The sequence below is a fragment of the Alcanivorax xiamenensis genome, from assembly GCF_009846745.1.
Lineage (GTDB): Bacteria > Pseudomonadota > Gammaproteobacteria > Pseudomonadales > Alcanivoracaceae > Alloalcanivorax > Alloalcanivorax xiamenensis.
Window position 1 is genome coordinate 52,496 of the sequence record NZ_AQPF01000014.1, and the last position, 25,080, is coordinate 77,575.

At 62.0% G+C, this 25,080-nt stretch carries 24 protein-coding genes; 15 read left to right on the forward strand and 9 right to left on the reverse strand.

What is annotated here, in order from left to right; translation table 11 throughout:
• Nucleotides 1–71: 71 nt before the first annotated feature.
• The 4 genes from A6D6_RS10825 to A6D6_RS10840 all read right to left on the reverse strand — a co-directional run bounded on the left by A6D6_RS10825 (nucleotide 72) and on the right by A6D6_RS10840 (nucleotide 5,495).
• Entirely contained in the window at nucleotides 72–1,493 is a 1,422-nt protein-coding gene (locus A6D6_RS10825; protein WP_159660742.1) for an NAD-dependent succinate-semialdehyde dehydrogenase, read from the reverse strand.
• A gap of 16 nt (nucleotides 1,494–1,509) precedes the next feature.
• A complete protein-coding gene (locus A6D6_RS10830; RefSeq protein ID WP_159660743.1) occupies nucleotides 1,510–3,273 on the reverse strand; it encodes an acyl-CoA dehydrogenase in 1,764 nt (587 codons plus the stop codon).
• Between the two features lie 91 nt (nucleotides 3,274–3,364).
• Entirely contained in the window at nucleotides 3,365–4,117 is a 753-nt protein-coding gene (phbB, locus tag A6D6_RS10835) for an acetoacetyl-CoA reductase (protein WP_133489979.1), read from the reverse strand.
• 4 nt (nucleotides 4,118–4,121) lie between these two features.
• Nucleotides 4,122–5,495, reverse strand: a complete 1,374-nt coding sequence (locus A6D6_RS10840; protein WP_159660744.1) for a malonyl-CoA decarboxylase — start codon at nucleotides 5,493–5,495, stop codon at nucleotides 4,122–4,124.
• A gap of 211 nt (nucleotides 5,496–5,706) precedes the next feature.
• Here A6D6_RS10840 and A6D6_RS10845 point away from each other — a divergent pair, with 211 nt between their 5' ends.
• The 5 genes from A6D6_RS10845 (at nucleotide 5,707) to A6D6_RS10865 (ending at nucleotide 10,286) form a co-directional block, all read left to right on the forward strand.
• Complete coding sequence (locus tag A6D6_RS10845) at nucleotides 5,707–6,141, forward strand: MaoC family dehydratase (RefSeq protein ID WP_133489977.1); 435 nt, start codon at nucleotides 5,707–5,709, stop codon at nucleotides 6,139–6,141.
• 25 nt (nucleotides 6,142–6,166) lie between these two features.
• Nucleotides 6,167–6,715 carry an isochorismatase family protein gene (locus tag A6D6_RS10850; protein ID WP_133489976.1) on the forward strand — a complete coding sequence of 183 codons (549 nt, stop codon included), beginning with the start codon at nucleotides 6,167–6,169 and terminating at the stop codon, nucleotides 6,713–6,715.
• A 59-nt stretch (nucleotides 6,716–6,774) separates the two neighbouring features.
• Nucleotides 6,775–8,346, forward strand: coding sequence for a PAS domain-containing sensor histidine kinase (locus A6D6_RS10855; RefSeq protein ID WP_236564075.1), 1,572 nt, complete (start codon nucleotides 6,775–6,777; stop codon nucleotides 8,344–8,346).
• Nucleotides 8,347–8,357: 11 nt separating this feature from the next.
• Nucleotides 8,358–8,996 (forward strand): response regulator transcription factor, encoded by a 639-nt coding sequence (locus A6D6_RS10860; protein ID WP_159660745.1) that lies wholly within the window; start codon nucleotides 8,358–8,360, stop codon nucleotides 8,994–8,996.
• Nucleotides 8,997–9,110: 114 nt separating this feature from the next.
• Nucleotides 9,111–10,286 carry a YbfB/YjiJ family MFS transporter gene (locus A6D6_RS10865; RefSeq protein WP_159660746.1) on the forward strand — a complete coding sequence of 392 codons (1,176 nt, stop codon included), beginning with the start codon at nucleotides 9,111–9,113 and terminating at the stop codon, nucleotides 10,284–10,286.
• Nucleotides 10,287–10,460: 174 nt separating this feature from the next.
• On the opposite strand, the gene apbC is transcribed toward A6D6_RS10865, so the two are convergent.
• Complete coding sequence (apbC, locus tag A6D6_RS10870) at nucleotides 10,461–11,552, reverse strand: iron-sulfur cluster carrier protein ApbC (RefSeq protein ID WP_133489973.1); 1,092 nt, start codon at nucleotides 11,550–11,552, stop codon at nucleotides 10,461–10,463.
• Nucleotides 11,553–12,018: 466 nt separating this feature from the next.
• On the opposite strand from apbC, the gene A6D6_RS10875 reads away from it, so the two are divergent.
• The 10 genes from A6D6_RS10875 (at nucleotide 12,019) to A6D6_RS10920 (ending at nucleotide 20,646) form a co-directional block, all read left to right on the forward strand.
• Nucleotides 12,019–13,401: an ABC transporter substrate-binding protein gene (locus A6D6_RS10875; protein WP_201303761.1), complete on the forward strand. Its 1,383-nt coding sequence runs from the start codon at nucleotides 12,019–12,021 to the stop codon at nucleotides 13,399–13,401.
• A 24-nt stretch (nucleotides 13,402–13,425) separates the two neighbouring features.
• Nucleotides 13,426–14,313, forward strand: coding sequence for an ABC transporter permease (locus A6D6_RS10880; protein ID WP_201303762.1), 888 nt, complete (start codon nucleotides 13,426–13,428; stop codon nucleotides 14,311–14,313).
• Nucleotides 14,310–15,248, forward strand: a complete 939-nt coding sequence (locus A6D6_RS10885) for an ABC transporter ATP-binding protein (RefSeq protein WP_201303763.1) — start codon at nucleotides 14,310–14,312, stop codon at nucleotides 15,246–15,248. The genes A6D6_RS10880 and A6D6_RS10885 overlap by 4 nt, the downstream gene beginning before the upstream one ends.
• A gap of 67 nt (nucleotides 15,249–15,315) precedes the next feature.
• Nucleotides 15,316–16,062, forward strand: a complete 747-nt coding sequence (locus A6D6_RS10890; RefSeq protein WP_159660747.1) for a GntR family transcriptional regulator — start codon at nucleotides 15,316–15,318, stop codon at nucleotides 16,060–16,062.
• A gap of 8 nt (nucleotides 16,063–16,070) precedes the next feature.
• Nucleotides 16,071–17,804 (forward strand): fumarate reductase/succinate dehydrogenase flavoprotein subunit, encoded by a 1,734-nt coding sequence (locus tag A6D6_RS10895; RefSeq protein ID WP_133489971.1) that lies wholly within the window; start codon nucleotides 16,071–16,073, stop codon nucleotides 17,802–17,804.
• A 19-nt stretch (nucleotides 17,805–17,823) separates the two neighbouring features.
• A complete protein-coding gene (locus A6D6_RS10900) occupies nucleotides 17,824–18,057 on the forward strand; it encodes a 4Fe-4S dicluster domain-containing protein (RefSeq protein WP_133489970.1) in 234 nt (77 codons plus the stop codon).
• A 7-nt stretch (nucleotides 18,058–18,064) separates the two neighbouring features.
• Nucleotides 18,065–19,021 carry a HEAT repeat domain-containing protein gene (locus A6D6_RS10905; protein ID WP_159660748.1) on the forward strand — a complete coding sequence of 319 codons (957 nt, stop codon included), beginning with the start codon at nucleotides 18,065–18,067 and terminating at the stop codon, nucleotides 19,019–19,021.
• A 30-nt stretch (nucleotides 19,022–19,051) separates the two neighbouring features.
• Entirely contained in the window at nucleotides 19,052–19,375 is a 324-nt protein-coding gene (gene fdxA, locus A6D6_RS10910) for a ferredoxin FdxA (RefSeq protein WP_133489968.1), read from the forward strand.
• A gap of 59 nt (nucleotides 19,376–19,434) precedes the next feature.
• Nucleotides 19,435–19,770, forward strand: a complete 336-nt coding sequence (locus A6D6_RS10915) for a DUF971 domain-containing protein (protein WP_201303764.1) — start codon at nucleotides 19,435–19,437, stop codon at nucleotides 19,768–19,770.
• A 99-nt stretch (nucleotides 19,771–19,869) separates the two neighbouring features.
• Nucleotides 19,870–20,646, forward strand: coding sequence for a ferredoxin--NADP reductase (locus A6D6_RS10920; protein ID WP_159660749.1), 777 nt, complete (start codon nucleotides 19,870–19,872; stop codon nucleotides 20,644–20,646).
• Between the two features lie 42 nt (nucleotides 20,647–20,688).
• Here the strand turns inward: A6D6_RS10920 and A6D6_RS10925 are convergent, their stop codons facing one another.
• From A6D6_RS10925 to A6D6_RS10940, 4 genes are all read right to left on the reverse strand, one after another.
• Complete coding sequence (locus tag A6D6_RS10925; protein ID WP_201303765.1) at nucleotides 20,689–21,585, reverse strand: NAD(P)/FAD-dependent oxidoreductase; 897 nt, start codon at nucleotides 21,583–21,585, stop codon at nucleotides 20,689–20,691.
• 26 nt (nucleotides 21,586–21,611) lie between these two features.
• Complete coding sequence (locus tag A6D6_RS10930) at nucleotides 21,612–22,061, reverse strand: Rrf2 family transcriptional regulator (RefSeq protein WP_159660750.1); 450 nt, start codon at nucleotides 22,059–22,061, stop codon at nucleotides 21,612–21,614.
• A gap of 60 nt (nucleotides 22,062–22,121) precedes the next feature.
• Complete coding sequence (locus tag A6D6_RS10935) at nucleotides 22,122–23,360, reverse strand: OprD family outer membrane porin (RefSeq protein ID WP_159660751.1); 1,239 nt, start codon at nucleotides 23,358–23,360, stop codon at nucleotides 22,122–22,124.
• Nucleotides 23,361–23,607: 247 nt separating this feature from the next.
• Nucleotides 23,608–25,032 carry a cobyric acid synthase gene (locus tag A6D6_RS10940; protein WP_159660761.1) on the reverse strand — a complete coding sequence of 475 codons (1,425 nt, stop codon included), beginning with the start codon at nucleotides 25,030–25,032 and terminating at the stop codon, nucleotides 23,608–23,610.
• Nucleotides 25,033–25,080 lie beyond the last annotated feature (48 nt).

Here is a 25,080-nt window from a genome sequence, read left to right on the forward strand (position 1 = left end):
CAAGTGAAAACACCCAAAATAAAAAGGCCCGCTAAAGCGGGCCTTTCAACGGAGCCGGGGCTGCCCGGCGGTCAGACCGCCACGCCACCGAGTTTGGTTTCCAGATATTCCAGCAAGCCTTCCCGGGCCCCCTCGCGCCCCAGACCGCTTTCGTTCATACCACCGAATGGCGCCGCCGCGCTGGTGGGATTGATGTCATTGATGCCGATGATGCCGAACCGCAGACCTTCGAACATGCGAATCGCCCGGGACAGCTTCTCGGTGTACACGTAGGCCGCCAGCCCGTAATGGGTGTCGTTGGCCATGGCCAGCACTTCCTCTTCGTCGTCGAAGGGAATCACCGGCGCCACCGGGCCGAACGTCTCCTCCCGGTAAATGCGCATGTCCGGGGTCACGTCCGCCAACAGGGTCGGCGCATAGAAATGGCCGCGGTCCGCCTCACCGGCGAACAGACGCTCGCCGCCCTGCATCAGGCGGGCGCCCTTGGCCACCGCGTCGTCCACCTGTCCGGCCACCTTGTCGATGGCCGCCTGATTGATCAACGGGCCAATGCTGATGCCCTCTTCCATGCCGTTGCCGGCCTTCAACCTGGCGATGCGGTTACTCATCTCCGCCAGGAACGGCTCGATGATGTCACGCTGAACGAAGATGCGATTGGGACTGATGCAGGCCTGGCCGGTGTTGAGGAATTTCACCAGAGACAACCCTTTGGCCGCATGCACCGGATCCATGTCATTGAAGACGATCGCCGGGGCATGACCGCCCAGCTCCATGGAAACCCGCTTGAGATGACCGCCGGCCAGCCCGGACAGATATTTGCCCACCGGCGTGGAGCCGGTAAAGGTGATTTTCTTCACCAATGGGTGGGTGCAGAACGCCTCACCCACCGGCTTCGGATCCTGCTTGGTGATCAGATTCACCACCCCCGGCGGGAAGCCGGCCTCATGGAAAATCTCGAACATGGCCTGGGCGCACAGCGGTGTCGCTTCCGCCGGTTTCAACACGATGGTGCAACCCGCCGCCACCGCCGGCGCCAGTTTGCGGGTGATCATCGAAATCGGATAATTCCACGGCGTGATCGCGCCGACCACGCCCACCGGATGCTGCCGCACCCAGAAGCGCTGGTTGGCGCGGGCGGACGGGATGGTTTCGCCGTACATGCGCTTGGCTTCCTCGGCGAACCACAGTAGAAAATCAGCGCCATAACCCACTTCGTTGAGCGCCGCCTTGAGGGGTTTGCCCTGCTCGCGGGTCATCAATTCCGCCAGCTCCCGTTTGCGCGCCAGCATCAGCCCGTGGGCCTTGTACAACAGCGCCGCCCGTTCATAGGCGGTGGTGGCGGACCAGGACGCGAAGGCGGTATTGGCCGCTTCGATGGCCGCCGAGATATCAGCGTCGTCAGCGTCGGCGACGGTACCGATCTGCTCGTTGGTGGCGGGGTTGAACACCGCGAAGGTGTTGTCCTTGTTGATCCATTCACCGTTGATGTACATGGTTTTCTCCTGCGGGTTACAGCAGCTCTTCGGGCAGCGCCATCAATGTATCGTCACCGAAACGCAAAGCCCGGGCGTGATGCAGATAACGGGGTAATATCTGCTCGAGGTAAAAGTGAACATGATGCCGCTTGCGGCGAGCGAACGGGGAATCGTCTTCCGCCACGCTCAGCGCCGCGCGGGCCATCTGCCAGGCGGCCACCACGGTGGCGCTCAACATCAGATAGTGGAACGCGATAGCACCGGGCAGCGTGGCGCTGTCACTGGCGCCCAGCAAGAATTCCGTGGCGTCGGAAACCGCCACCACCGCATCCGCCAACAGCGCTTTGCGTTCGCGGCCCAGCACGCTATCCAGACGCGGCTCGGCCAGGAACGCGTCGATCTCTTCCAGCATCTCGAACATGGCGGCGCCGCGGTCACGCAAGGTCTTGCGCCCCACCAGGTCCATCGCCTGAATGCCGTTGGTGCCTTCGTAGATCGGCAGGATGCGCGCATCCCGGAACAACTGCCCGGCACCGGTTTCCTCGATGAACCCCATACCGCCATGACACTGCACGTTCAGGGACGTGACTTCCTGGGCCATCTCCGTGCACCAGCCTTTCACCAGCGGCGTGAGCAAATCCAGGCGCCGCTGATGGCGGGCCCGGCGTTGCGGATCGCTTTCACCGTGCACCCGATCCACTTCGGCGCAGCCCACGTAGGCCAGCGCGCGCCCCGCCTCGGTGAGCGCATTCATGGTCATCAGCATACGGCGCACATCCGGATGGCCGATGATCGGCCCCGCCTCACGCTGTCCGGGAGCCACGCCCTGTACTCTTTCGCGGCAATATTCACGCGCCTGCTGACAGGCCCGTTCAGCGACGGCCACGCCCTGCAGTCCCACCGTGAGACGGGCGTTGTTCATCATCGTGAACATACAGGCCAGTCCCTGATTGGGCTTGCCGACCAGGTAACCGATGGCGCCGCCATTGTCGCCGTAGCTCATGACGCAGGTGGGGCTGGCGTGAATGCCGATCTTGTGTTCCAGCGAGATGGCCCGGCAATCATTGCGTTCGCCCGGGGAGCCGTCCTCGTTGAGCAAATACTTGGGCACCAGGAACAGGGAGATGCCCTTCACCCCCTCCGGCGCATCGGGCAAACGGGCCAGCACCAGATGGACGATGTTGTCGGCCATGTCGTGATCGCCCCAGGTGATAAAAATTTTCTGCCCGGTGATGCGGTAATGATCGTCTTCCGGCACCGCCCGCGCCTTCACCGCCGCCAGGTCGGAACCGGCCTGCGGCTCGGTCAGATTCATGGTGCCACTCCAGGCACCGCTGACCATGGACGGCAGATAGCCGGCTTTGAGCGTGTCATCGGCGTTGGCGGCGATCGCTTCCACCGCGCCCTGGGACAACAGCGGACACAGCCCCCAGGACATATTGGCGGCGTGCCACATCTCCTGCACCGCCACCGCCAGCGAGAACGGCAGCCCCTGGCCACCGTACTCGGGATCGAACTGCAGACTGCCCCAACCGCCGTCCACATAACGCTGATAGGCGTCGCGAAAGCCGGGAGCGGCGACCACGCCATCCGCTTCCAGACGCACGCCATGGCGATCGCCCTCGGCGTTGAGCGGTGCGATCACCGACGAAGCCAGTTTGCCGGCCTCATCCAACACAGCTTCGGCCAGGTCACGGGACACTTCAGTAAACGGCGGCAGTGCCGCCAGGCCATCGATATCGGTCAATTCGCCAAGCACGAAGGCCATGTCCTGCAACGGCGCTTTGTATTCCGGCATGGGGCATCCTCTGTTTTGTTGTTCGCGGCAAAAATGGATAAAACGGCTAATGCGGCGCCGGCAATCAGCCAGGCCGGCGCCCGCCGGAAGCCTAGCTCATGTACTGGCCGCCGTTTACCGACAAGTTTGTACCGGTGATGAAACCCGCTTCCTCCGCGGTCAGGAACGCCACCGCCCGGGCGATGTCCTCCGGCTGGCCCAAACGGCCTACCGGGATACCGGCGATGATACCTTCAAGAATGTTCTCCGGCACCTGCCGCACCATCGGCGTGTCGATATAACCCGGGGAGACAGCATTGACGGTCACCCCCTTGCGCGCGCCTTCCTGGGCGATGGAGCGGGTGAACCCATAAACACCGGCCTTGGCGGCGGCATAGTTACACTGCCCAAACTGGCCTTTCTCACCGTTCAGGGAAGAGATATTGACGATACGGCCGAAACCGCGCTGGCACATGCCGTCGAACACCGCCCGGCACAGATTGTACATGGAGGTCAGATTGGTATTGATCACATCCTGCCAGAAGTGCGGCTCCATGCGCTTGATCGGCGCGTCCCTGGTGATGCCGGCGTTATTCACCAGCACATCGATGGGACCGAGCTCCGCTTCCACATCAGCGGCGAAGACGGCGCAGGCGTCATAGTCGGTGACATCCAGGGGACGCACGTGCACGGAATAGCCCTGCTGCTCCATGCTTTCCTGCCATTGCCGCGCCTGTTGTTCCTGTTGCGGGTCCGGATAGTAGGTCCCCACCACGGTGCGGCCCTGATCACACAGAGCCTGACACATGGCCACGCCCAAGCCGCCGGTGGCGCCGGTCACCACCGCCAATCGTTTTTCGCTCATATTATTAAGCCTTCAACAGTTTTTTCATGGATGCCGACGTGGCCACGGCCCCGTCGACGGTGTAGCTCTGGCTGCGCGTTTCAATGCGCGGCAGCTCGTATCGGTAATTCACCATCATGCCGGCGGACTGGCGCCGGCCCTTTTCCGACAGGTCCGCGGCCCAGTTCAGACGCGCCACCTGAGCGCCATTACTGAGATGAAAGTGCGCCACCGGATCCAGGGCGTATCGACCATTGCGTTGCTCCCGGCACAGGTACCAGGCCATCAGCCGCTGTAATGCCTCGGCCCGCAACGGATCCAGCCGTTCCGGATCCAACAGCGCCCCGGCACTGCCGGTGTCCCGCCAAACCGTGCCACCGGGCAATCCGGCCAGAACATCGTCGGGGAGTCGCTCCAGCCAGCGGCTGAATCCCGGGATCGGCGACAACGTGGCGAATTGTTTCAACTGCGGCAGTTCCTGGCGCAGCAGTTTCACCACCCGTTTGATCAGGAAGTTGCCGAAACTGATTCCGGCCAGGCCGGCCTGGGCATTGGAAATGGAGTAGAAAATGGCGGTGTCCGCCCGCCGGGCATCCAGCACCGGCGCGTCCTCATCCAGTACCGCCTGAATGCTGCCGGCCATGCCTTCCACCAGCGCCACCTCGACAAAAATCAACGGCTCGTTGGGCATGTTCGGATGGAAAAACGCGAAGCAGCGGCGGTCCGGGCGCAAACGGTTCTTCAGATCGTTCCAGTCCCGAATCGCGTGCACCGCCTCATAGGCGATCAGTTTTTCCAGTAACTCGGCGCTGCTCTGCCAACTGATCTGCTCCAGTTGCAGCAGCCCGACATCGAACCAGGCGCCGAGCAGCCGCTTAAGATCCGCTTCCAGCGGCGCCAGTTGAGGGTATTCCTTGCGCAACGACAACAGTTCCGCACGCAGATCCACCAGGAACTTGACCCCCTCCGGCACGCCGTTGAAGCGGGTCAGCAGGGTCATGCGCGGCGGCTCCAGAGCATCACGCAAAGCCAAGGCGGCCTGCATGCGCCCCTCATTGCCGGCCGCGCGCCATTGCTCCATGGCCCGCTCCACCCGCGCCTCATCCACCGCGTACTGTTCCGCCAGCAACATCAGGAAACGGGCACGGCCGTCGCGATTCAATGCCTTGAATTCACGCGCCAGGGTCACCGCCCGGTCGCGGGCCGCCACTTGCCCTCCGTCGTCCGCCAGACAAGCGTCGATCCACTTGATCAGGCGCTCCACGTCACCACCGTTGAGGTCCGGGGTCAGTGTCAGCTTGCCGTCCAGCAACCGGCGCTCGTTCCAGGCCTCCAGTCCGAGCGGCACCAATCTGCGGATGGCCTTCTCCCAAAGACCGTCATTCTGATCCTGCATCATTGTTCTCTCCCACCAGGTCGCACCACGCTGGTTCGACACCGACGGCCAAGAGACTAGCAAAGGCGGATTTCAAAACCAAGTATTTCTACTTGGATTTAAAAGTGTAAACCACTACACTTTTCAGTCACTGGCTTTAATTGGATGGCTTCACGCCTTGTGAACAAACCAAAGCCACGACATAAAGAGTCACTACGTAAAACAAGGAATCCCGATGGACGAACTGCACGGTTACTACCTGGAAGACCTGAAAGTCGGCCTCAGCGCCAGCTACGCCAAGACCATTACCGAGGCCGACGTGGTACTGTTCGCCGGCATCACCGGTGACGATAATCCGGTGCACCTGAACGCGGACTACGCCGCCGGCACCCAGTTCGGCCAACGCATCGTGCACGGCATGTTCAGCGCCGGCCTGATCTCCGCCGTGCTCGGCACCCGCCTGCCCGGCCCAGGCGCCATCTATGTGGACCAGCAACTGTCCTTCAAGGCGCCGGTGCACATCGGCGATACCGTGGTGGCCACCGCCACCGTTCTGGAGATCGACGAAAAACGGCGCCGGGTGAAGCTGGAAACCGTCTGCCGCGTCAAGGACAAGATCGTAGCCCAGGGCGTGGCCACCAATATGGTGGACCGCCGCCCCTCCCAATAAGACATAAAGAGTTAAGGATCCGCCCATGCTGATCAAAGCCCAAGATTCCACTCTGCTGGTCATCGACGTTCAGGAACGTCTGCTGCCCGGCGTGCATGAACACGAAACCCTGGTGAAAAACTGCCGCTGGCTGATCGAAGTGGCGCAACTGATGGACGTGCCGGTGCGCTTCACCGAGCAATACCCGAAAGGCGTCGGCCCCACCACCGACCAGCTGCTGGAACTGGCCGGCGAGGGGAATCCCGCCGTCGCCAAAACGGTATTTTCCTGCGCCGACGCACCGGAATGCGCACCGCTGCTCTCGGAAGCCCGCGGCAAGACCTTCGTGCTGTGTGGCATGGAAGCCCACGTCTGTGTGATGCAGACCGCCCTGGGGCTGCACCAGGCCGGCAACACAGTGTTCGTGGTGGCCGATGCGATCTCCGCGCGCAACCCACTGGACACCGACATCGCCCTGCAACGCCTGCGCGACGAAGGTGTACGCGTGGTCACCCGGGAGATGGTGGGCTTCGAGTGGGTTCGTGACTCCCTGGCCCCGCAATTCAAAACCTTCAGCCAGAAGTTCCTGCGCTGATACCCGAAAACACCGTCGGCATCACGCCGGCGGTGGTTGGGCACCGCACGAGGTACACTATGTTCCTTAGCCAGCAACCCAACCACGGCGCCATGGACACACCGACACCGGAAGAGGGCTTCACCGCGCTCACCGACGATGCCGAGCGCAACCGCCTGCTGGCGGAGATGGCCGAGCAGTCCACCGACATGATCTCCCGGCATACCCCCGGAGACTGGCGTTTTATTTATGCCTCACCAGCGGTAACCCATCTGCTCGGCTACAGCGTCGAGGAAATCGTCGGCGTCTCCGCCTATGACCTTTATCACCCGGACGATGTGGAGAATTTCCAGCGGCGCTCCCCCAGCGTTCGCTACGAGCGCGGCCTGTACACCCACACCTACCGGTTCCGTTGCAAGGACGGCCATTACACCTGGCTGGAAAGCACCAGCCGCACCTTGCGTGACCCGGTCACCGGCGAGATTCGTGAAATCCTGGTGGTGTCCCGGGACGCCAGCGGCCGCATCGAGGCGGAACAAACCAACCGGCGGCTGGCACGGGTGCTGGAAAGCACCAGCGATCTGGTGATCTTCACCTCGCTGGATCACCGCATCACCCATCTTAACGAGTCCGCCCGCCAGGCTCTGTCGCTGGACAGTGCCACCCCCTCCGCCGACTTGTCGGCACTGTTTACCGAGGCCGGCTACCGTCTGCTTGGCGAAGCCGCCTTCCCCACCGCCCTGCGGCACGGTAACTGGAGCGGTGAGCTGGAGATGCGCGACCGTCGTGGCCAGACCATCCCGGTTTCCCTGGAATTGCTGGCGCACCGCTCCTATCACGGCGACATGGAGTATTTCTCCCTGGTGGCCCGGGATCTGAGCGCGGCCAAGGCGGCGGAAGCGCAATTGAAGGCCTATCAGGCGGACATCGAACACGCCAGCCGCCTGGTGACCATGGGAGAGCTGGCTTCGAGCCTGGCCCACGAGCTGAACCAGCCACTCACCGGCATCGTCAATTATCTGCGCGGCATCCAGCGCCGCTTCGGCGATCAGGCCGAGGTCCGCTGGCAGGACCTGCGCGTGCCGCTGGAAAAAACCGTGGATACCGCTCTGCGCGCCGGCGGCATCATCCACCGGATGATGGATTTCACCCGCAAAAGAGCCCCGGTGCATGAGGCAATGAACTTGCTGCCGGTGGTCGATGATTTGCTGCAATTCTGCGAACCCAACGCCGAGCGCCACAATGTGGTGTTGGAAAACCGCATAACCCTGACGGACGCCCGGGTGGTGGCGGACCGTATTCAACTGGAGCAGATTCTGCTCAACCTGATCGTCAATGCCATCGAAGCCTGCCAGAGGCCGGCCGGGCAAGCACCGCTCAAAGTCTGGCTGGAGGCGGAACGGCACGGCAAGCAACTGGAGATCCGTGTCCGCGATCAGGGCCCTGGCCTGCCGCCACACAGCTCGGATAAACTGTTCGAGCGCTTTTTCACCACCAAAAAGAACGGGCTGGGCATGGGCCTGGCAATCAGCCGCTCCCTGGTGGAATCCCTTGGCGGCGAACTGTGGCCCCTCGCCGTGGAGGAAGGGGGCGCTTGTTTTTGTTTCACCCTGGCGCTGGCGGATGATGACACGCCGGCCACGACGAATTGATCCGGATCCCAATGGCAAACAGCGAACCAACGCAAACCATTCATATCATCGACGACGACGCCGATGTGCGTGACTCCCTGCAATGGCTACTGGAGTCCGTGGGGCTGCGGGTGCGCTGCCATGAAACCGCCCTCGCCTTCCTCGAGCGTTTCCAGCCTGGCGACGGCGGCTGCGTGGTGATGGACGTGCGCATGCCCGAACTCAGCGGTATCAACGCGCAGAAAAAATTTCCCGAATACGGCATCGACCTGCCGGTGATCATGATCTCCGCCCACGGCAGCATCGACATGGCGGTGACCGCCCTCACCGATGGCGCCCTGACCTTTATCGAGAAACCGTTCGACGATCAGGTGCTGATCGACCATGTCCAGAACGCCCTTGAGCGGGATCGCCAGCATCGCCGCAAACTGCGGGCACTGGCGGTGCACCGGCAACGCTACGAGGGCCTGACCAAACGGGAGCGCCAAGTGTTCGAGGAAGTCGTCAACGGCCTGTCCAATCAGGAAGTGGCCGATAAACTCGGCATCAACCGCAAAACAGTGGAAGGCCACCGCGCCAACATGATGAGCAAGATGGCGGCGGACTCCCTGGCGGAACTGGTGCAGATCGCCATCAATCTGCGTCAGCAGGACGACGCTCTCCACGCCTGACCCCGCGCATTCAGATCAGTGATACCTGGCATCTGTATAAATCATTTTTAGTGATAGGCGGACTCTGCTTAACTGGGCACCTGCCAACGACCGCCCTGAGAACCGGAGCCGCACATGACCACTTCCGCCTCGCCCGCCCGTCTTGTCCTGATGGGGGCCGCCACCACCCTGGCGGGCATAGGACTGGGCCGTTTCGCCTACGCCGCGCAGTTACCCGGGCTGATCGAGGCCGGCTGGCTGAGCACCCGTGATGCCGGTTTCGTCGGCGCCACCAATCTGCTCGGCTATCTGGTCGGCGCGGTACTCGCCAGCCGTCTGGCCCGCCGTACCAGCCCGGGCGCGGTGATCAAACTTTCCACCTTGCTGATCGCGATCAGCTTCCTGGCCAGCATGTGGCAGGGGCCCGTGTGGTGGTTCAGCCTCTGGCGCTTCGTCGCCGGTGTCACCGGCGCCCTGCTGATGGTGGTGGCGCCCTCACTGATCGCCAGCCAGTTACCGGAATCCAAGCGCAAGAGAGGCACCGCGCTGGTCTTCACCGGCGTCGGCACCGGTGTGCTGATCTCCGCCACCCTGGTCCCGTTGCTGATACAACAAGGGCCGGCACTGACCTGGCTGGGTCTCGGCCTGATCGCCCTGTTACCCGTTGCTCTGGTGTGGCGCCCCTGGCCAAGCCTGCCGAGCGCTCCGCAACAGGGCCATCAGCCTGCCCGGGTCGGGCTGGTGCTGGCCGCCATCTATTTGGCCTACCTGCTGGATGCCGTGGGCTTCGTGCCGCATACCGTGTTCTGGGTGGATTATCTGGAAAGGCACAGGGATTTCAGCACCTGGGCAGCGGCGATGCAGTGGGGACTGGTGGCTCTCGGCGCCATCAGCGGCCCGTTCCTGGTCGGCGCCATCGCGCGCCACGCCGGTTGGCACCGCACCTTGTTCACCGCTCTGGCCTTAAAGGGAACGGCGGTCCTGCTGCCAATGCTGGTACCAGGCACCCTGGTGGTATCGCTTTCGTCCTTTACCGTGGGCGCGCTGATCCCTGGCATGGTCGCCACCACCATGGGCCGCATCGGCGAGTTGGTACCCGCCCATGCGCACGCCACCGCCTGGGGCCGGGCCACCGCCCTGTTCGCCGTCGGACAAGCGGCGGCGGCCTATCTGATGGCTCCGATTTACGCCGGCGCCGAGCACAGCTCTCTGATTTTCATCATCGGCGGCAGCGCCCTGCTCTGCGCCGCCACCTTGACGCTGGCGACACCGCTGTTCGCCAGGCACAAGCCGGTGACGGAGGTGTCCTGAGCGCTGCCTGCTGACATGGATGCAGAGATGGCCACGCGGCGACCGTGGGAGACCAGCTTGCTGGCGAATACCGTTCTTCCGAGGTTGGTGCATTCGCTTGCAAGCAAGCTTCCCACAGCGGCTTCGTACCCCCCCTGTGGGAAGCTGCCTTGGCAGCGAATGGCGTGTCGCGTGTCAGCGGTTCTCCACCACGATGCGCGGGAAGCGGGCTTTGTGGTCCAGTGGCCGGCAGGCCAGCCGGCCGGCCAGGGCCAGGGCCACATTCCGATATTGCCGTGCCACGGCGCCGTCCGGATCAGCCAGTATCGACGGCAGACCGGCATCGGCCTGGGTGCGGATACCGATGTCCAGCGGCAGCTGGCCCAGCAGCGGCACCTGGTAATCCTCCGCCATGCGACCACCACCGCCGCTGCCGAAGATCGGTTCCTGATACCCACAGTGGCTACACACATGAGTGCTCATGTTCTCGATCACGCCGAGCACCGGAATATCCACCTTCTCGAACATGCGTAACGCCTTGCGCGCATCCAGCAGGGCAATGTCCTGGGGCGTGGTCACCACCACCGCGCCAGCCACCGGAATCTGCTGGGCCAGTGTCAGTTGCACGTCGCCAGTGCCTGGCGGCAGATCCACCAGCAGATAATCGAGATCCCGCCAGCGAGTATTCTTGAGCAACTGCGTCAGTGCCCGGGTCACCATGGAGCCGCGCCAGATCACCGGCGAATCCTCTTCCACCATGAAACCCGCCGACATGATCTGCACACCGTGACCGATCAGCGGTGTCATTCGTTTGCCATCATCACTTTGCGGCCGCTCATCGACGCCCATCATGCGCGGTTGGCTGGGACCGTAAATGTCCGCGTCGAGAATGCCGACCCGCGCGCCTTCCGCCTGCAAGGCCAGCGCCAGATTGGCGGTAGTGGTGGATTTCCCGACGCCGCCCTTACCCGAAGCCACGGCAATGATATTGCGCACCTCCGGCAACGGCTCCATGCCGCCCTGGACACGATGTGGCCGCACCTGCCATTCCATATCAACGACAATCCGCATCGCATTCGCATGAGCACCCAGATAGTCGATCAAGCCCGCCGCGCTTTCTTCTTTATAGCGGTCCACCGGGAACCCCAGGGACACTTTCAAAGTCGCGACGCCACCGTCCACCGATATGTTCCTGAGCGCTTTGCTGTTGATTAGATCCTGGCCCTGCATTGGTTCTTTCCAATGGTGCAGAAGATGGCGTAAGTGCGTGGTATCCAGAGTTGTCATGGGAGGCGCTCCTGAACGGTCATACCTTTTAAGGCAGCAATTTCCATGCCGCGAAGTGTGCCGTGAACAGAAAAAACGGATATCCATATTTAAAAACATTCTTTGATCTGTTCCTTCGCTCTTTCATACCCTGTTTCGCATCGTCCACCTCGACGATACCGCCTACCCGTCCGCGGGCGGCCCGACATCTCCGACGGGAATCACGCCGCGGCCAGCAACTTGTTCTAGTTGTCGTACCGTTACGCCTCGCCTTGTCCCGAAAACTGGCGTCATCACTGTGCACCTGCCCCAGCAAGGGGCAAGCGCACCTTACGCCCGGATTCCGTCGCAAACACCAAACAAGAAAATTGCCCTTATAAAACATACGGATACGAACAGGCTTTCGAAAACTGGCACGTCTAATGCGTTTTATAAGCAGTGGTGATGTCTTGTTAGTACAAGTGAACTCTCAATGAGGAAACCGGACATGAATCACAAACGATACGGCGTCGCGGCCTGTTTCAGCGTTTTTATCGGGCTTGCTTCGACACCGCTGCTGGCGGAAACCATTCGCATTGGCATTGGCCACCAGAGCATGGTGACCAACACCGTGTCGGGCGGCGTTGTTCTGGAAAAACTGAATCTGATCGAAAAGCACTTACCCAAGAGCGGTAAGTATCAAGACGCGGACTACGACATTGTCTTCAAGGACTACGATTCTGGCCCGCCGATCACCAACCAGATGCTGGCGGGAAAGCTGGACTTCGGTGTCATGGGCGATTACCCGCTGATCGTCAATGGCGCCAAATTCCAGGAAGGCGGCCGCGCCGAAACCCGTTTCATCGCCATCACCGGTTACAACAAGGAGGGCACCGGTAATGGCATCGTGGTGCCGGTGGACTCCCCGGTCCAGTCCCTCTCCGATCTTTCCGGCAAAGCCATTTCCACCCCAGTGGGCAGCGCCGCCTGGGGTATGACGCTCAAGGCACTGCGAGACGAAGGGCTGATCGACAAGGTCACTATTGTCAATCAGTCACCACCAGTTGGCGCCGCCAATATCGCCGCCGGCAAAATCGACGCCCACGCCGATTTCTGTCCCTGGTCCGAGATCATGGAATTCCGCGGTACCGGCCGGAAAATCCACGACGGCCGCCAGGCCGGCGTTCCCACCTTCCACGGCATCGTGGTGCGTGAATCCTACGCTCGGGACTACCCCGAGGTGGTGCAGGCGGTTCTGCAGGCCACCCTCGAAGCACAGCAATGGATTCGGGACGACCCGGTACGTGCCGCCGAACAGGTCGCCGAGTGGACCGGTGTGGAAAAAGAAGTGCTCTATCTGTACTTCAGCAATGGCGGCATCACCACCATGGACGCCAGCGTCAAACCCGCCTGGATAGCGGCCATGAAGTACGATCATGAACTGCTGCAAAAAGAAAAGCAGATTCCGGACCTGAATTTCAACGCCTGGGTGGACGACAGCTATCTGCGTAACGCCTACGCCGCCAGCGGCCTCGACTACGATAAGGCGGTCGCCGCCATGGTCACCCCGATTCCGGATAACCCGGCCTTGCAGCCGGCGGAAATCTGGTACGCCGAAGACGGCGTCAAAGGCTATGACTCCATTGATGCCATGCTGGCCGCCGAACGCGAAGCGGAACAGAACGGCAGTGGTATCAACGCCTCTTATGTCTACGACAAAAACAGTGGTCTGAAGCTGTTCGGGAAAAGCGCCTTCTACGCCCGTAACGGCGACCAGTTGGCCGCGTTCATGCGCCGCCCGGAGGCGGAGGCTTTCGCCGCCGACGGCGAGGTTTTCAGCTACCGGCAAATTCTGCAAAGCCGCAAAGACAACGCGGTCGCCGAACGGTGATGGCGGGTCAGGGAGGAGCGCATTATGAGCCTGAACAATAGTGAAATCGGTGGCGAGGCCGGCAGCCCGGTGATCGATCAGGTCGATACCCCAGCCGCCGACACCGCCACGGCACGCCGCTCGCCGCTACGCCTGCCGGAAACCCTCAGCCGTTATCTGGTACGCGGCCTGGCCCTTCTGGCCGCGCTACTGGTATGGCACTGGGCATCCAGCAGCGGCTTCAATCTGTTCATCAACTTCGAGAACGTGCCCGGCCCATTGGTGGTGGGCCAGGCATTGACGGAAGCGCTGTCCAACAGCGATTTTTACCTGCACATCCTGCACAGTCTGCGACGCATCACCGTCGCCTATGCGGTGGCCGTGGTGCTCGGCGTCGGGCTCGGTATTCTGATGGGCCGCTCCCGTCTCGCCGAAGACATCATCACGCCCTACATCGAACTGCTCAGACCGATACCGGCGGTGGCCTGGATTCCGCTGGCCATCCTGATGATGCCCAGCGAGGAGTCCAGCATCATCTTCATCACCTTTCTCGGTGCCCTGTTTCCGATCGTCATCAACACCGTGCACGGCGTTGAACAGACACCCAAAGTGCTGGTGCGGGCGGCGCGCAGTCTTGGCGCCAGCAACGCCGCCATCCTTCGGCATGTGGTATTGCCCGGCGCACTGCCCAGCATCGTTGCCGGCCTCGCTATTGGCATGGGGGTCGCCTGGTTCTCGCTGCTGGCCGGCGAAATCATCAGCGGCCAGTACGGCATCGGTTACTTCACCTGGTCCGCCTACACCCTGATCCAGTACCCGCAGATCATCATCGGCATGTTGATGATCGGTGGCCTCGGCACGCTCTGCACCCTGTTGATCAAGTGGTTGTGCCGTCCACTGTTGCGCTGGCAAGTACAGGAGAAAGACCGATGAAACCGGCCACCAAATCGACTCCGGAAAGCACCATCCGGGACCAGAGCAGAGCCAAGGAGAACCCCATGACCTCCGCCATCGACATGACCCGGAGGCTGGCGCAACCGCCAGGACGGAGCTCCAGAGCCCCCGGCGGTGAACGTGGCCATATCGAGATTCGTGATGTCTCGGTGGAATTTGAGCGCAGTGGCGACTGGGTTACCGCGGTACACCGCGCCCAGGTGGACATCCGCCCCGGCGAATTCGTCTGCCTGCTCGGCCCGTCCGGCTGCGGCAAATCCACATTGCTGAATACGGTCGCCGGATTCGTCAGCCCCACCCGGGGCGAACTGCTGGTGGACGGTAATCCGGTCAAGGCACCGGGCCCGGATCGCGGCATGGTGTTCCAGCAACATTCCCTGTTCCCCTGGAAAACAGTGCGCGACAACGTGGCGTTCGGTCCCTTGATGTCGGGGCTCGGCCGCAACGAAGCGCTGAGTCTGGCACGCACCTTTCTTGGCCTGGTCGGCTTGTCCGCCCATGCCAATGCCTTTCCTGACACCTTGTCCGGCGGCATGCAGCAACGTGTGGGGATTGCCCGCGCGCTCGCCAACTACCCCAGCGTGCTGCTGATGGACGAGCCGTTCGGCGCTCTCGACGCCCAGACCCGCACCATGATGCAGGAAAGCCTGCTGGATATCTGGAGCGAATTCGGCAACACCGTTTTGTTCGTCACCCACGATATCGACGAAGCGGTGTTTTTGTCCGATCGCATTCTGATCATGAGCGCCAGCCCCGGCCGCATCATCGCCGACATCTCCGTGGATCTGCCCCGCCCGCGCAGCCAGGACCTGCTGACCCAGCCCGGCTTCATGGCCCTGAAACGCGAATGCCTGGATTTGATTCGCCGTGAAACCCTGCGCGCGTTCGAGCAACAGAACGGACAGGCCGGCTGAGATGCTTCATGCCGTTCGCTTTCATGCCTGTAAATGCCATGACCTGTCATAACAAGAGGACAGTACCGTGAGCAAAACCCTGACCCGGCCGCTATCGAACCGGTCACCACAACCGCTGTACCTGCAGATCAAGGACCAGCTCCGGCGGCGCATTCTCGAAGGCGACTATCGCCCCCACGAGAAATTGCCTTCGGAAAGCGAATTGATGAGCGCCTTCGGCGTCAGCCGTATCACTATCCGGCAGGCGTTGCGCGACCTGCATAACGAAGGGCTGGTGTTCAGCGCCCAGGGTAAGGGGACCTTCGTCAGCAAACCCAAGGCGGTGCAGAGCGTGGAGCACTTGCAGGGTTTTGGCGAAGCCATGACCGCGCAAGGCTATGAAGCCTCCGCCCGTTTGCTCAGCATCCAGCAGTTGAAGGCTCCCAAAGCAGTGGCCGCCGCGCTGCGCCTCGCCAGCGGCGAGGACGTGGTGGAAATCACCCGGGTCCGTTTCCTCAACCGTGAGGCGCTGTCCCTGGAACACAGCTATTTCCCGCTGGATATCGGCCGGCGCATGTTCGGCATGGAGCTCAGCGGTGACATTTTTCCGATGTTGGAGAACCTGTTCGCCATTCCCCTGGGTGAGGCCAGCATTCGCATCGAAGCGGCGCTTCCCGATCAGGGCACCCGCGCCCATCTGAACCTGCAACCCGGCGAGCCGGTGCTGCGGGTGGAACGCCTTACCCATGACCGTCGTGGACGCCCGATCGACTTCGAGTATCTGAGCTTCCGCGGCGACTCTTTCAAATATCACTTCCGCGTGGGTCGGAAATAGGAGGAACCATGAACTTCGACGACGTAGCCATCATCGATACCGATGTGCTGGTGATCGGCGGCGGCACCGCCGGTCCAATGGCCGCGGTGACCGTCAAGGAACGTCACCCGGATCTCGACGTGACCTTGCTGGAGAAAGCCAACGTCAAACGCTCCGGTGCCATTTCCATGGGCATGGACGGGTTGAACAACGCCATTGTCCCCGGCCACGCCACCCCGGAGCAGTACGTCAGGGAAATCACCATCGCCAACGACGGCATCGTCCACCAGCCAGCGCTGATGGCCTATGCCCAGCGCTCCTACCCGATGATCGAGAAACTGGATTCCTGGGGCGTGCATTTCCAGAAGGACGAAACCGGCGACTACGACATGAAAAAGGTGCATCACCTCGGCACCTATGTTCTGCCCATGCCGGAAGGCCATAACGTCAAGAAAATTCTCTACCGGCGCCTGCGCCGTCATCGCATCAAGGTGGAAAACCGCTATCAGGCCACCCGTCTTCTCAAGGACACCAAGGGCAATATTTCCGGCATGATCGGTATCAACACCCGCACCGCCGAGCCGATCATCATCCGCGCCAAGGCGGTGGTGATGGCCACCGGCGCCGCGGGTCGCATTGGCCTGCCGCATTCCGGCTACCTGTTCGGTACCTATGAAAACCCGGCCAACTCCGGCGACGGCCACGCCATGGCCTATCACGCCGGCGCCGACCTGGCCAATCTCGAGTGCTATCAGGTCAACCCCTTGTTGAAGGATTACAACGGCCCGGCCTGCGCCTACGTTACCGGTCCACTCGGCGGGTTCACCTCCAATGCTTTCGGCGAACGGTTCATAGAGTGCGACTACTGGTCCGGGCAGATGATGCTGGAGTTTTTCAAGGAACTGGAATCCGGCAAGGGTCCGGTGTTCCTGAAGCTGGATCACCTCGCCGAGGAAACCATTCAGGAGATCGAGACGATTCTGCACACCAATGAGCGGCCCAGCCGTGGCCGCTTCCATGACGGCCGCCACGTCGACTACCGCAAACGCATGGTGGAAATGCACATTTCCGAGATCGGCTTCTGCAGCGGCCACTCCGCCTCCGGCGTCTGGGTGGATGAGACCGGTGCCACCACCGTGCCGGGGTTGTACGCCGCCGGCGATATGGCCTCGGTGCCCCATAACTACATGCTCGGCGCGTTCGTATATGGCCAGATCTGCGGCGAAAGCGCCGCTGACTTCGCGCAACAGCGCGGCCAATTTGAACTGGACAAAAATCTGATCGAGGAAGAACTGGTGCGTCTGCGCGCGCCACTGCAACGGGCCGACGGTATCCCGCCGGAACAGATGGAGTACAAAGTCCGGCGTCTGGTCAACGACTACCTGCAACCGCCAAAGGTCACCCGCCGCATGGAGATCGGCCTGGAACGGATTCTCTCGGTCCGCGATGACCTGCCGCTGCTCAAGGCCGGTGACGCCCACGAACTGATGCGCGCCATGGAGGTGCATTCCATCGTCGATTGCGCCGAGATGGCCGCCCGCGCCTCGCTTTACCGCACCGAGTCGCGCTGGGGCCTGTACCACTATCGCGTGGACTTCCCCGAGACCGACGAGCAGCAGTGGTTCTGTCACAGCCGCCTGTACAAGGACGAGTCCGGCGGGATGGCCAGCGGCACCCGCCCGATTGCTCCGTACATCGTTTCACTCGGCGAAGAAAAGGATGCCTACAACCAGCTGCGTGTAAAAAAAGCCGCCAACGCCTGATTCCGACAAGGAGATTCTCATGCCTATCGCCAATCATCACAGCGCCGTGCCCGTCACCGTCGACGCGGATAAATGTATCGCCGATAAAGGCTGCACCGTGTGCATCGACGTCTGCCCCCTGGATGTGCTCTGGATCGATGAGAGCACCGGCAAGGCCCACATGAAGTACGACGAGTGTTGGTACTGCATGCCTTGCGAAGCGGACTGCCCGACCGATGCGGTCACCGTGAACATTCCCTACTTGCTGCGCTGAGGTGCCCATGAACGTGTTTCACGATCCCGAACTGCGGGAGTTGGCCGAGCGCCTGGCCTCGCCGGATCCCGGCCTGCGCCGCGTGGCGGTGCTGGACCTGGTCGATTGCCCGGAACCGGAGGCAGTGACGCTGCTGATCCAGGCACTCCGGGACCCCGACCCCCAGGTGCGTCAGGAGGCCGCCAAGGTGGTCGATGAATTTGAATCCGAGGATATGGCCGACGCACTGATCGCCGCGCTCAATGACAGCGACGAGGTGGTGCGCAACGCCGCTGCTCATGCGCTCTCTGATCTCAAGGATCCGGCCGCGGCCAAACCGCTACTGGCCGCCCTGGAAGAAAGCCGCGACCCGTTCGTGGTGGCGGGCATTCTGCGGGCGCTGAAGCCCCTGCGCGAACCGGCGGCCCGTGAACCGGCGCTGGCGCGCCTGGAAGCCGACGACGCCACGATCCGCCGTGAAGCCGTCGGGCTGCTCGGCTGGCTCAAGGAGGAACGCAACCTGCCGGCGCTGATCCAACGCGCCCGCGACGATGACGATGCCGAGGTACGCCGCGCCGCCGTCGGTGCGTTGGTCTACGCCGAGCCGGACTCGGTGGCGGAAGCGCTCCGGCAAGTGGTAAGTGATCCGCACTGGCAGGTGCGGGCCGAGGCGATGAACAGCATCGCCAAGCTCAATCACCAAGACAGCCTGCCGCTGCTGATCGAGGCGACCCGGGACAGCACCTGGCAGGTGCGGGAAAAAGCCGCCGACGCCATCGGCAAACTCGGCCGGGTGGAAGGCATTCCGGCACTGGGCGAGTGCAGCCGCGATGCCATGAGCAATTTGCGCAAAGCCGCCATCGGCGCGCTCGGCGCCATCGCTCACGAACAATGCCGGCCTTACATTCAAACCGCTCTGGATGATCCGGACCCGGACGTTCGCAAACTGGCCCGCTGGGCGCAATCGAAGTTGAGTGCCGCCTGACCGGCGGCCTCGGCCGGCAAGGAGACGACGATGACATTCGTGGTGACCGAAAACTGTATTCGCTGCAAATACACCGACTGCGTGGAAGTGTGTCCGGTGGACTGCTTCCACGAGGGGGAAAACTTTCTCGTGATCGACCCGGAGGTCTGCATTGATTGCGCTCTGTGTGTGCCGGAGTGTCCAGCCGGCGCCATCCACGCGGACAAGGAACTGCCCGAAGGCCAGGAAATGTTCGTGGCACTGAACGCGGAGCTGGCTCAGGTCTGGCCGGTACTGGCGGAAGCGTCGGAGCCCCTGCCTGACGCCGAAGCCTGGGAAGGCAAGAGCGACAAGCTGCGGTACCTGCAACGCTGAGTGCACGACAACTTGTCATGACAGGTTATCCCAGGCACTCACTCAATCCGGACACGACGATGACACATCACAGCGGGATCAATGCCCCGGAGGAAATACGTCTGCTCGACGGCGGTGGCGCTCTGCAACTGCTGTGGGAAAATGGCGAAATCTCCCGCCTCGCCAGCACCGCTCTGCGCCGTGCCTGCCGCTGCGCGCACTGCGAAGCGGCACGGCGGCGCGGCACTGATCTGGTCGACGACGACGTTAGCATCCGAGACGTGGCCATGGCCGACCTCGGTGCGCTGCAATTGACCTTCTCCGACGGCCACGATCGCGGCCGTTTTCCCTGGAGCTATCTTTACCGTCTCGACAGCCTTTGCCGCCTCGACAACAACGCGGAGGCGCCACCGTGACACCCACCAGCGGACGCCGGCGCCCGCATCACGGCGTGCACGCTTGCAACCTCCCCGAAGGAGACCGCATTCAACTTTGTTCGTTATTGGAGGATAGACATGGCTGCCATTGGTAAAGAAAACGTACTGAGTGTGCACCATTGGAACGACACCCTGTTCAGCTTTCGCACCACCCGTGATCAGGCCCTGCGCTTCGAGAACGGGCACTTCGTCATGATTGGTCTGGAGCTGGACGGCAAACCACTGATGCGCGCCTACAGCATCGCCAGCGCCAACCATGAAGAACATCTGGAATTTCTCAGCATCAAGGTACCAGACGGCCCGTTGACGTCCCGGCTTCAGCATTTGAAAGAGGGAGACGCGCTGATCGTCAGCCGCAAACCGGTCGGCACCCTGGTGGTACACGACCTGAATCCGGGCAGGAACCTGTTCCTGCTCGGCACCGGAACCGGCCTGGCGCCCTTCATGAGCATCATCAAGGATCCCGAGATTTATGACCGTTTCGACAACATCATCCTGGTCCACGGCGTCCGTTATGTGAGCGAACTGGCCTATCACGATTACATTCATCAGGCGCTACCCGCACACGAATTCCTTGGCGAGTGCATTCGCGAAAAACTGATTTATTATCCCACCGTGACCCGGGAGCCGTTCCGCAACCGGGGGCGGATCACCACCCTGATCGAAAGTGGCGAACTCACCGACGACCTTGGCCTGCCGGCACTGAACCCGGAAACCGACCGGGTCATGCTGTGCGGCAGCCCGGCGATGCTGGAGGAACTGACCAGAATGCTGGACGCCCGTGGCTTTCAGGCGTCTCCACATCAAGGGCAGCCCGGCGACTATGTCATCGAACGCGCCTTCGTGGAGCAATAACGCGCCAGCGGGCAAACCACCACAAGCAGCTGGCGTCCGGCGTCAGCCGCTCTCCGGCAAACCGAACAACAAAGCCCGGTGCGCGCCCATGGCCGCCATGGTGCCATCGGCCATGGCCAGCGTCACGTTGCCGGCGGCCCGGGCCGTGTCGCCACACGCGAACACACCGGGCACCGAGGTGGCCTTGACCTCATCGGTGGCGATGATTGTGCCCATGGGAGTGGATTCCAGTTTGCATCCCAATTGTTCCGCCAACGGACCGGGCACTATCTCGGTGGCCACAAACAAACCCACCAGTTCCTTCTCTCTGCCGTCCTTCAACGCCACCGTGGCCCGGTCGCCGGACACCGCCACCACGGCTTCCGTCTCCACCGTGACACCACGCCGGGCCAGATCCTGTTGCTGTTCCTGATCCAAGGTCAACGCGCCATTGGTGAAAAGCGTGGTGGGTCCCCACTCCGGAATCAATTGCGCCTGATGCAGCGACATAGGCCCGCTGGCAAGCACCCCGAGCACGCCCCGGTTCAGTTCGTAACCGTGGCAGTATGGGCAGTGAAACACCGAACGCCCCCAACGTTCCTTCAAACCCGGCACATCGGGCAAGGTATCGGAAACACCGGTGGCAAGGATCAGGAGGCGACCTCGGAACTGGTCGCCGTCGGCGGTGCCCACTGCAAACCCGTCATCAAGCCGACTCGTGGATACAGCTTCGCCATCACGCCAGGTGAGATCCGGGTAAAGCAGCAATTGCCGCTTCCCTTCAGCGGCGATCTCCCCCGGCGGGCGTCCATCCTGGGCCAGAACACCATGGGCGGCGTCAGCGAAGCGGTTACGGCGCAGTCCGCTGTCGATCACCAGTACCTTGCGGCGGGCGCGCGCCAGCGGCAGCGCTGCGGACATACCAGCGTAACCGCCGCCAACAATAATGACGTCAAACATAATAGCCTCCGGCAAAAATAGCGCGGTCAGGAGGGGCAGTGAGCGTGGTCCCGCTGTTGCAGGCCACGATGAAAATCCCGGCTCAGATCCGCCAGGGTCACATCACGCAGCCGGGCCATCAGCACCGCTTCGGCCTGTTGAAAAGCATCGTTCATATGTGCGTTGACTGCTTTTTCCACCAGGCAGCCAGGCGACTCCGTACGGTTTCCCATGGCGAACACCACGGGTTCGCCCAGCGCCACATAGATGTCATGCAGGGTGACGGCATCCAGATCGCAGCACAGACGCCAGCCGCCGCCGTGCCCCTTTACCGAGGTCACCAGCCCCTGCTCGCGCAGTCCGGCAAGGGTACGGCGAATCACAACCGGGTTGGTCTGCATGATCCCGGCAAGGGTCTCGGAAGTAACCGGCCCTTCCACTTCCGCCATGTGCAGAAGCACGTGCAGCACACCTGATAATCTGCTGTCTCTTTTCATGTAACAAACAATATTACATATTACGCGAAAATACAATCCTGGCGAGTACGGTCCCCGGTGTTAAAACACGTATTGCAGTTGCGGCCGCACCTCGACAAAACGCGCATCGGCCTGGTCGGAACCGATCACGCCGACACGCAGACGCAGCGACAGCCCTTCCAGGCCACCACCGAAGGCATAGCTGATGTCCAGATCCGCCTCATCCGTGTCCACCGCGCCAAGCCGCTGATAGCGGGCATAGCTGACTTGCCCGCTCCAGCGCGGCGAAAACGACTGTTTCAGGCTGATCTTGTAAGCCTGGCCGGCAGCGCTGTTTTCCAGTGTCTGCGTCATCGAGTTGGTGAACAGTGGCCCGGTGGAATAGCTGAACGGCATCGGCAAGGCGCCGCGGCCATAGGCATCGGCGTCTTCCCAGAAGCGGTTCCAGGCCAGCGCCAGAGTCGTGGCGTTCCGTGACAACGACAGTTGCAGCCCGCCACCACGAGCGTTGATCCGATCCGCCAGGGCGTCACCGGCGTCATCCCCGTAAAGTCCTTGCACGCCAAGGTCAAAGGCCAGGCCGCGCCAATCCGCCAGCGGGGTATCCATCCGCACGTAATAGAGAGTGAACAGGTCCGGCAGCGCCATGGCCCAGGCCTGCCACTGGCGCTCCGCCGGTTGATAACGGGCGCCGGCGATCCAGGCGCCTTTGTCACTGTCATCGACAACACCATAACGATCCAGCGCGAACTGGCCGATCCGTTCGAATGCATCGTCCGGGCGGTTCTTGATCCGGCGCAAATAATGCCCGGACAGCTCCAGTCCGTCGATCGCGGTGTTGGCCACCGACAGCGCTTCATAGGTAATTGGAATCAGAAACGCATCGGAGGGATTGGAGAAAGGCGTATCCACTTTCAGTCGCCCGGCCCGCAGCCGATTGCCGGCGCCCTCATACTGCATCCAGGCTTCGCCCAGCACGTCCACGTCATCGGGCAGATTGGCGTTACGCCGGGAGCGCTCTTCGTACTGCAGCCCCAATCCGTTGGAGGTGTAAAATGTGGCGCCGGCGGACACACCGGACCAGGGCGCGGTTTCCGCGTGCAGGCTGCCGCCGAGCGCGAAGGTATGGTTGGCGTCACTGCCGTGTGCGTCCCTGATGTTGTGATAGGCGCGCAGATTGCCGCTGACTTCCCCCTCGGAAAACGCCTCCTGAAGCGACTCGGCCTGAGCCAGGGCGAGACCCGGCAGAGCGGCGATCAGCATGGCGGCCGCCAATGGGCCACATCGATTCACAGGATCCGTTCCAGTAAGCCTGCTCATGTTCCCTCCTCGTCAAGATGACTTGTACTAACCGGTCAATACCTTGAAGAAGAAAGACGCAGGCGCCGTACCAGTTTCCATGTCGATCGGGGCAGAAGCGTTTTTTACCGGGAGATGACAACATCGACGGCGAATCGGAGCCGGACTTTCGAAGCACGGTGTTTGCCTCGTCACGGGGCACGATCGATAGGACAAGCGCTCCAAAGGCGCAATCAAACAGAGCCGTTCCAGCACAACCAGGACAAGTTCAGAGCCGCAGCCAGCGGCGCAACAAAGGCGGATTCAAATGCTGTTCAACACTGTCCGCCAGACGATCCAGAACCGCTTGCCGGTGTTGCTCATGATCCGCTGTGCTCTCCTGCCGTGGCCGCAATAACGCATCGCACACGCCAGCCCGATCAAACAAGCCATGCAGGTAGCCGCCCATCACCTGGCCGTCGTCACTGACCGCGCCGTCCATGCGACCACCCACATCGAACAACGGCCGTTGCAGCGCCGGCCCGCCAGTGACGCCATTGTGGATTTCATAACCGGCTACGGCTTCACCACCAGGCAGCAAACGTGCCCCCACCTGCCGCAGTTGCTTGCCAGCCACCAGGGTGGTTTCCATATCCAGCAGCCCCAGTCCATCACTACTGCCGGGACGCCCCTCAATACCGTCCGGATCATGTATCGCCTTGCCCAACATCTGGAAGCCGCCACAGATACCCAATATGCGCCCGCCATAACGCAGATGACGCTGCAAATAAGGCTCCCAGCCTTGCTCCCGCAACCAGTGAAGATCGGCGCGAGTATGCTTGCTGCCCGGCAGAATCACCCAGTCGGCTGGCGGCGGTGTTTGCCCCGGCCCGACCAGATGCAGGGCAATACCGGGATGCAAGCGCAGCGGATCCAGATCATTGTGGTTACTGATGCGGGGAAAGACCGGCACCACCACGTTCAATGCTTCACCGACATGCTCACCGGCGTCGGCCACCGCGTCTTCCGCGTCCAGCAACAGGCCATGCAGATAAGGCAGCACGCCGAGTACCGGTTTGCCGGTGCGTTGCTCCAGCCAGTCCAGGCCGCTTTGCAACAGCGCCGGGTCTCCGCGAAAACGATTGATGACAAAGCCGACCACACGTTCCCGTTCGCTTTCAGAAAGCAGCTCCAGCGTGCCCACCAACTGCGCGAAAACACCACCCCGGTCAATGTCCGCCACCAGAATCACCGGGCAATCCACCGCCTCGGCAAAACCCATGTTGGCGATGTCGTTCTCACGCAGGTTGATCTCCGCCGGACTGCCGGCGCCTTCCGCGATGATGATCGGATAGCGTGCGGACAGATCATGCCAGGCCGCCAGCACCGCTTCCCGGGCAGTGGTTTTGTATTCGTAATAGGCGATGGCGTCCATGTTGCCGAGCACCTGTCCGCGCAGGATCACCTGGGCACCACGATCGGTCTGCGGCTTGAGCAATACCGGGTTCATATCACTGTGCGGTTCAAGACCACAGGCCAGCGCCTGCAACGCGGTGGAGCGCCCGATCTCGCCACCGTCCCCGGTCACCGCGCTGTTCAACGCCATGTTTTGCGGCTTGAACGGGGCCACCGCCACCCCCTGCCGCGCCAGCCAGCGGCACAACGCCGCCACCACCGTGCTTTTTCCGGCATCCGAAGTCGTGCCCTGCACCATTAATGTCACCGAGCCGCCGGTCACACGGAAAGGCGCGCTCTGATTTTC

What these genes read in the sequence shown, in the direction of transcription:
- A6D6_RS10825 (WP_159660742.1), bottom strand. Translation starts at nt 1,493, where the DNA reads ATGTACATCAACGGTGAATGGATCAACAAGGACAACACCTTCGCGGTG.
- A6D6_RS10830 (WP_159660743.1), bottom strand. Translation starts at nt 3,273, where the DNA reads ATGCCGGAATACAAAGCGCCGTTGCAGGACATGGCCTTCGTGCTTGGC.
- phbB (WP_133489979.1), bottom strand. Translation starts at nt 4,117, where the DNA reads ATGAGCGAAAAACGATTGGCGGTGGTGACCGGCGCCACCGGCGGCTTG.
- A6D6_RS10840 (WP_159660744.1), bottom strand. Translation starts at nt 5,495, where the DNA reads ATGATGCAGGATCAGAATGACGGTCTTTGGGAGAAGGCCATCCGCAGA.
- A6D6_RS10845 (WP_133489977.1), top strand. Translation starts at nt 5,707, where the DNA reads ATGGACGAACTGCACGGTTACTACCTGGAAGACCTGAAAGTCGGCCTC.
- A6D6_RS10850 (WP_133489976.1), top strand. Translation starts at nt 6,167, where the DNA reads ATGCTGATCAAAGCCCAAGATTCCACTCTGCTGGTCATCGACGTTCAG.
- A6D6_RS10855 (WP_236564075.1), top strand. Translation starts at nt 6,775, where the DNA reads ATGTTCCTTAGCCAGCAACCCAACCACGGCGCCATGGACACACCGACA.
- A6D6_RS10860 (WP_159660745.1), top strand. Translation starts at nt 8,358, where the DNA reads ATGGCAAACAGCGAACCAACGCAAACCATTCATATCATCGACGACGAC.
- A6D6_RS10865 (WP_159660746.1), top strand. Translation starts at nt 9,111, where the DNA reads ATGACCACTTCCGCCTCGCCCGCCCGTCTTGTCCTGATGGGGGCCGCC.
- apbC (WP_133489973.1), bottom strand. Translation starts at nt 11,552, where the DNA reads ATGACAACTCTGGATACCACGCACTTACGCCATCTTCTGCACCATTGG.
- A6D6_RS10875 (WP_201303761.1), top strand. Translation starts at nt 12,019, where the DNA reads ATGAATCACAAACGATACGGCGTCGCGGCCTGTTTCAGCGTTTTTATC.
- A6D6_RS10880 (WP_201303762.1), top strand. Translation starts at nt 13,426, where the DNA reads ATGAGCCTGAACAATAGTGAAATCGGTGGCGAGGCCGGCAGCCCGGTG.
- A6D6_RS10885 (WP_201303763.1), top strand. Translation starts at nt 14,310, where the DNA reads ATGAAACCGGCCACCAAATCGACTCCGGAAAGCACCATCCGGGACCAG.
- A6D6_RS10895 (WP_133489971.1), top strand. Translation starts at nt 16,071, where the DNA reads ATGAACTTCGACGACGTAGCCATCATCGATACCGATGTGCTGGTGATC.
- A6D6_RS10900 (WP_133489970.1), top strand. Translation starts at nt 17,824, where the DNA reads ATGCCTATCGCCAATCATCACAGCGCCGTGCCCGTCACCGTCGACGCG.
- A6D6_RS10905 (WP_159660748.1), top strand. Translation starts at nt 18,065, where the DNA reads ATGAACGTGTTTCACGATCCCGAACTGCGGGAGTTGGCCGAGCGCCTG.
- fdxA (WP_133489968.1), top strand. Translation starts at nt 19,052, where the DNA reads ATGACATTCGTGGTGACCGAAAACTGTATTCGCTGCAAATACACCGAC.
- A6D6_RS10915 (WP_201303764.1), top strand. Translation starts at nt 19,435, where the DNA reads ATGACACATCACAGCGGGATCAATGCCCCGGAGGAAATACGTCTGCTC.
- A6D6_RS10920 (WP_159660749.1), top strand. Translation starts at nt 19,870, where the DNA reads ATGGCTGCCATTGGTAAAGAAAACGTACTGAGTGTGCACCATTGGAAC.
- A6D6_RS10925 (WP_201303765.1), bottom strand. Translation starts at nt 21,585, where the DNA reads ATGTTTGACGTCATTATTGTTGGCGGCGGTTACGCTGGTATGTCCGCA.
- A6D6_RS10930 (WP_159660750.1), bottom strand. Translation starts at nt 22,061, where the DNA reads ATGAAAAGAGACAGCAGATTATCAGGTGTGCTGCACGTGCTTCTGCAC.
- A6D6_RS10935 (WP_159660751.1), bottom strand. Translation starts at nt 23,360, where the DNA reads ATGAGCAGGCTTACTGGAACGGATCCTGTGAATCGATGTGGCCCATTG.
- A6D6_RS10940 (WP_159660761.1), bottom strand. Translation starts at nt 25,032, where the DNA reads ATGGTGCAGGGCACGACTTCGGATGCCGGAAAAAGCACGGTGGTGGCG.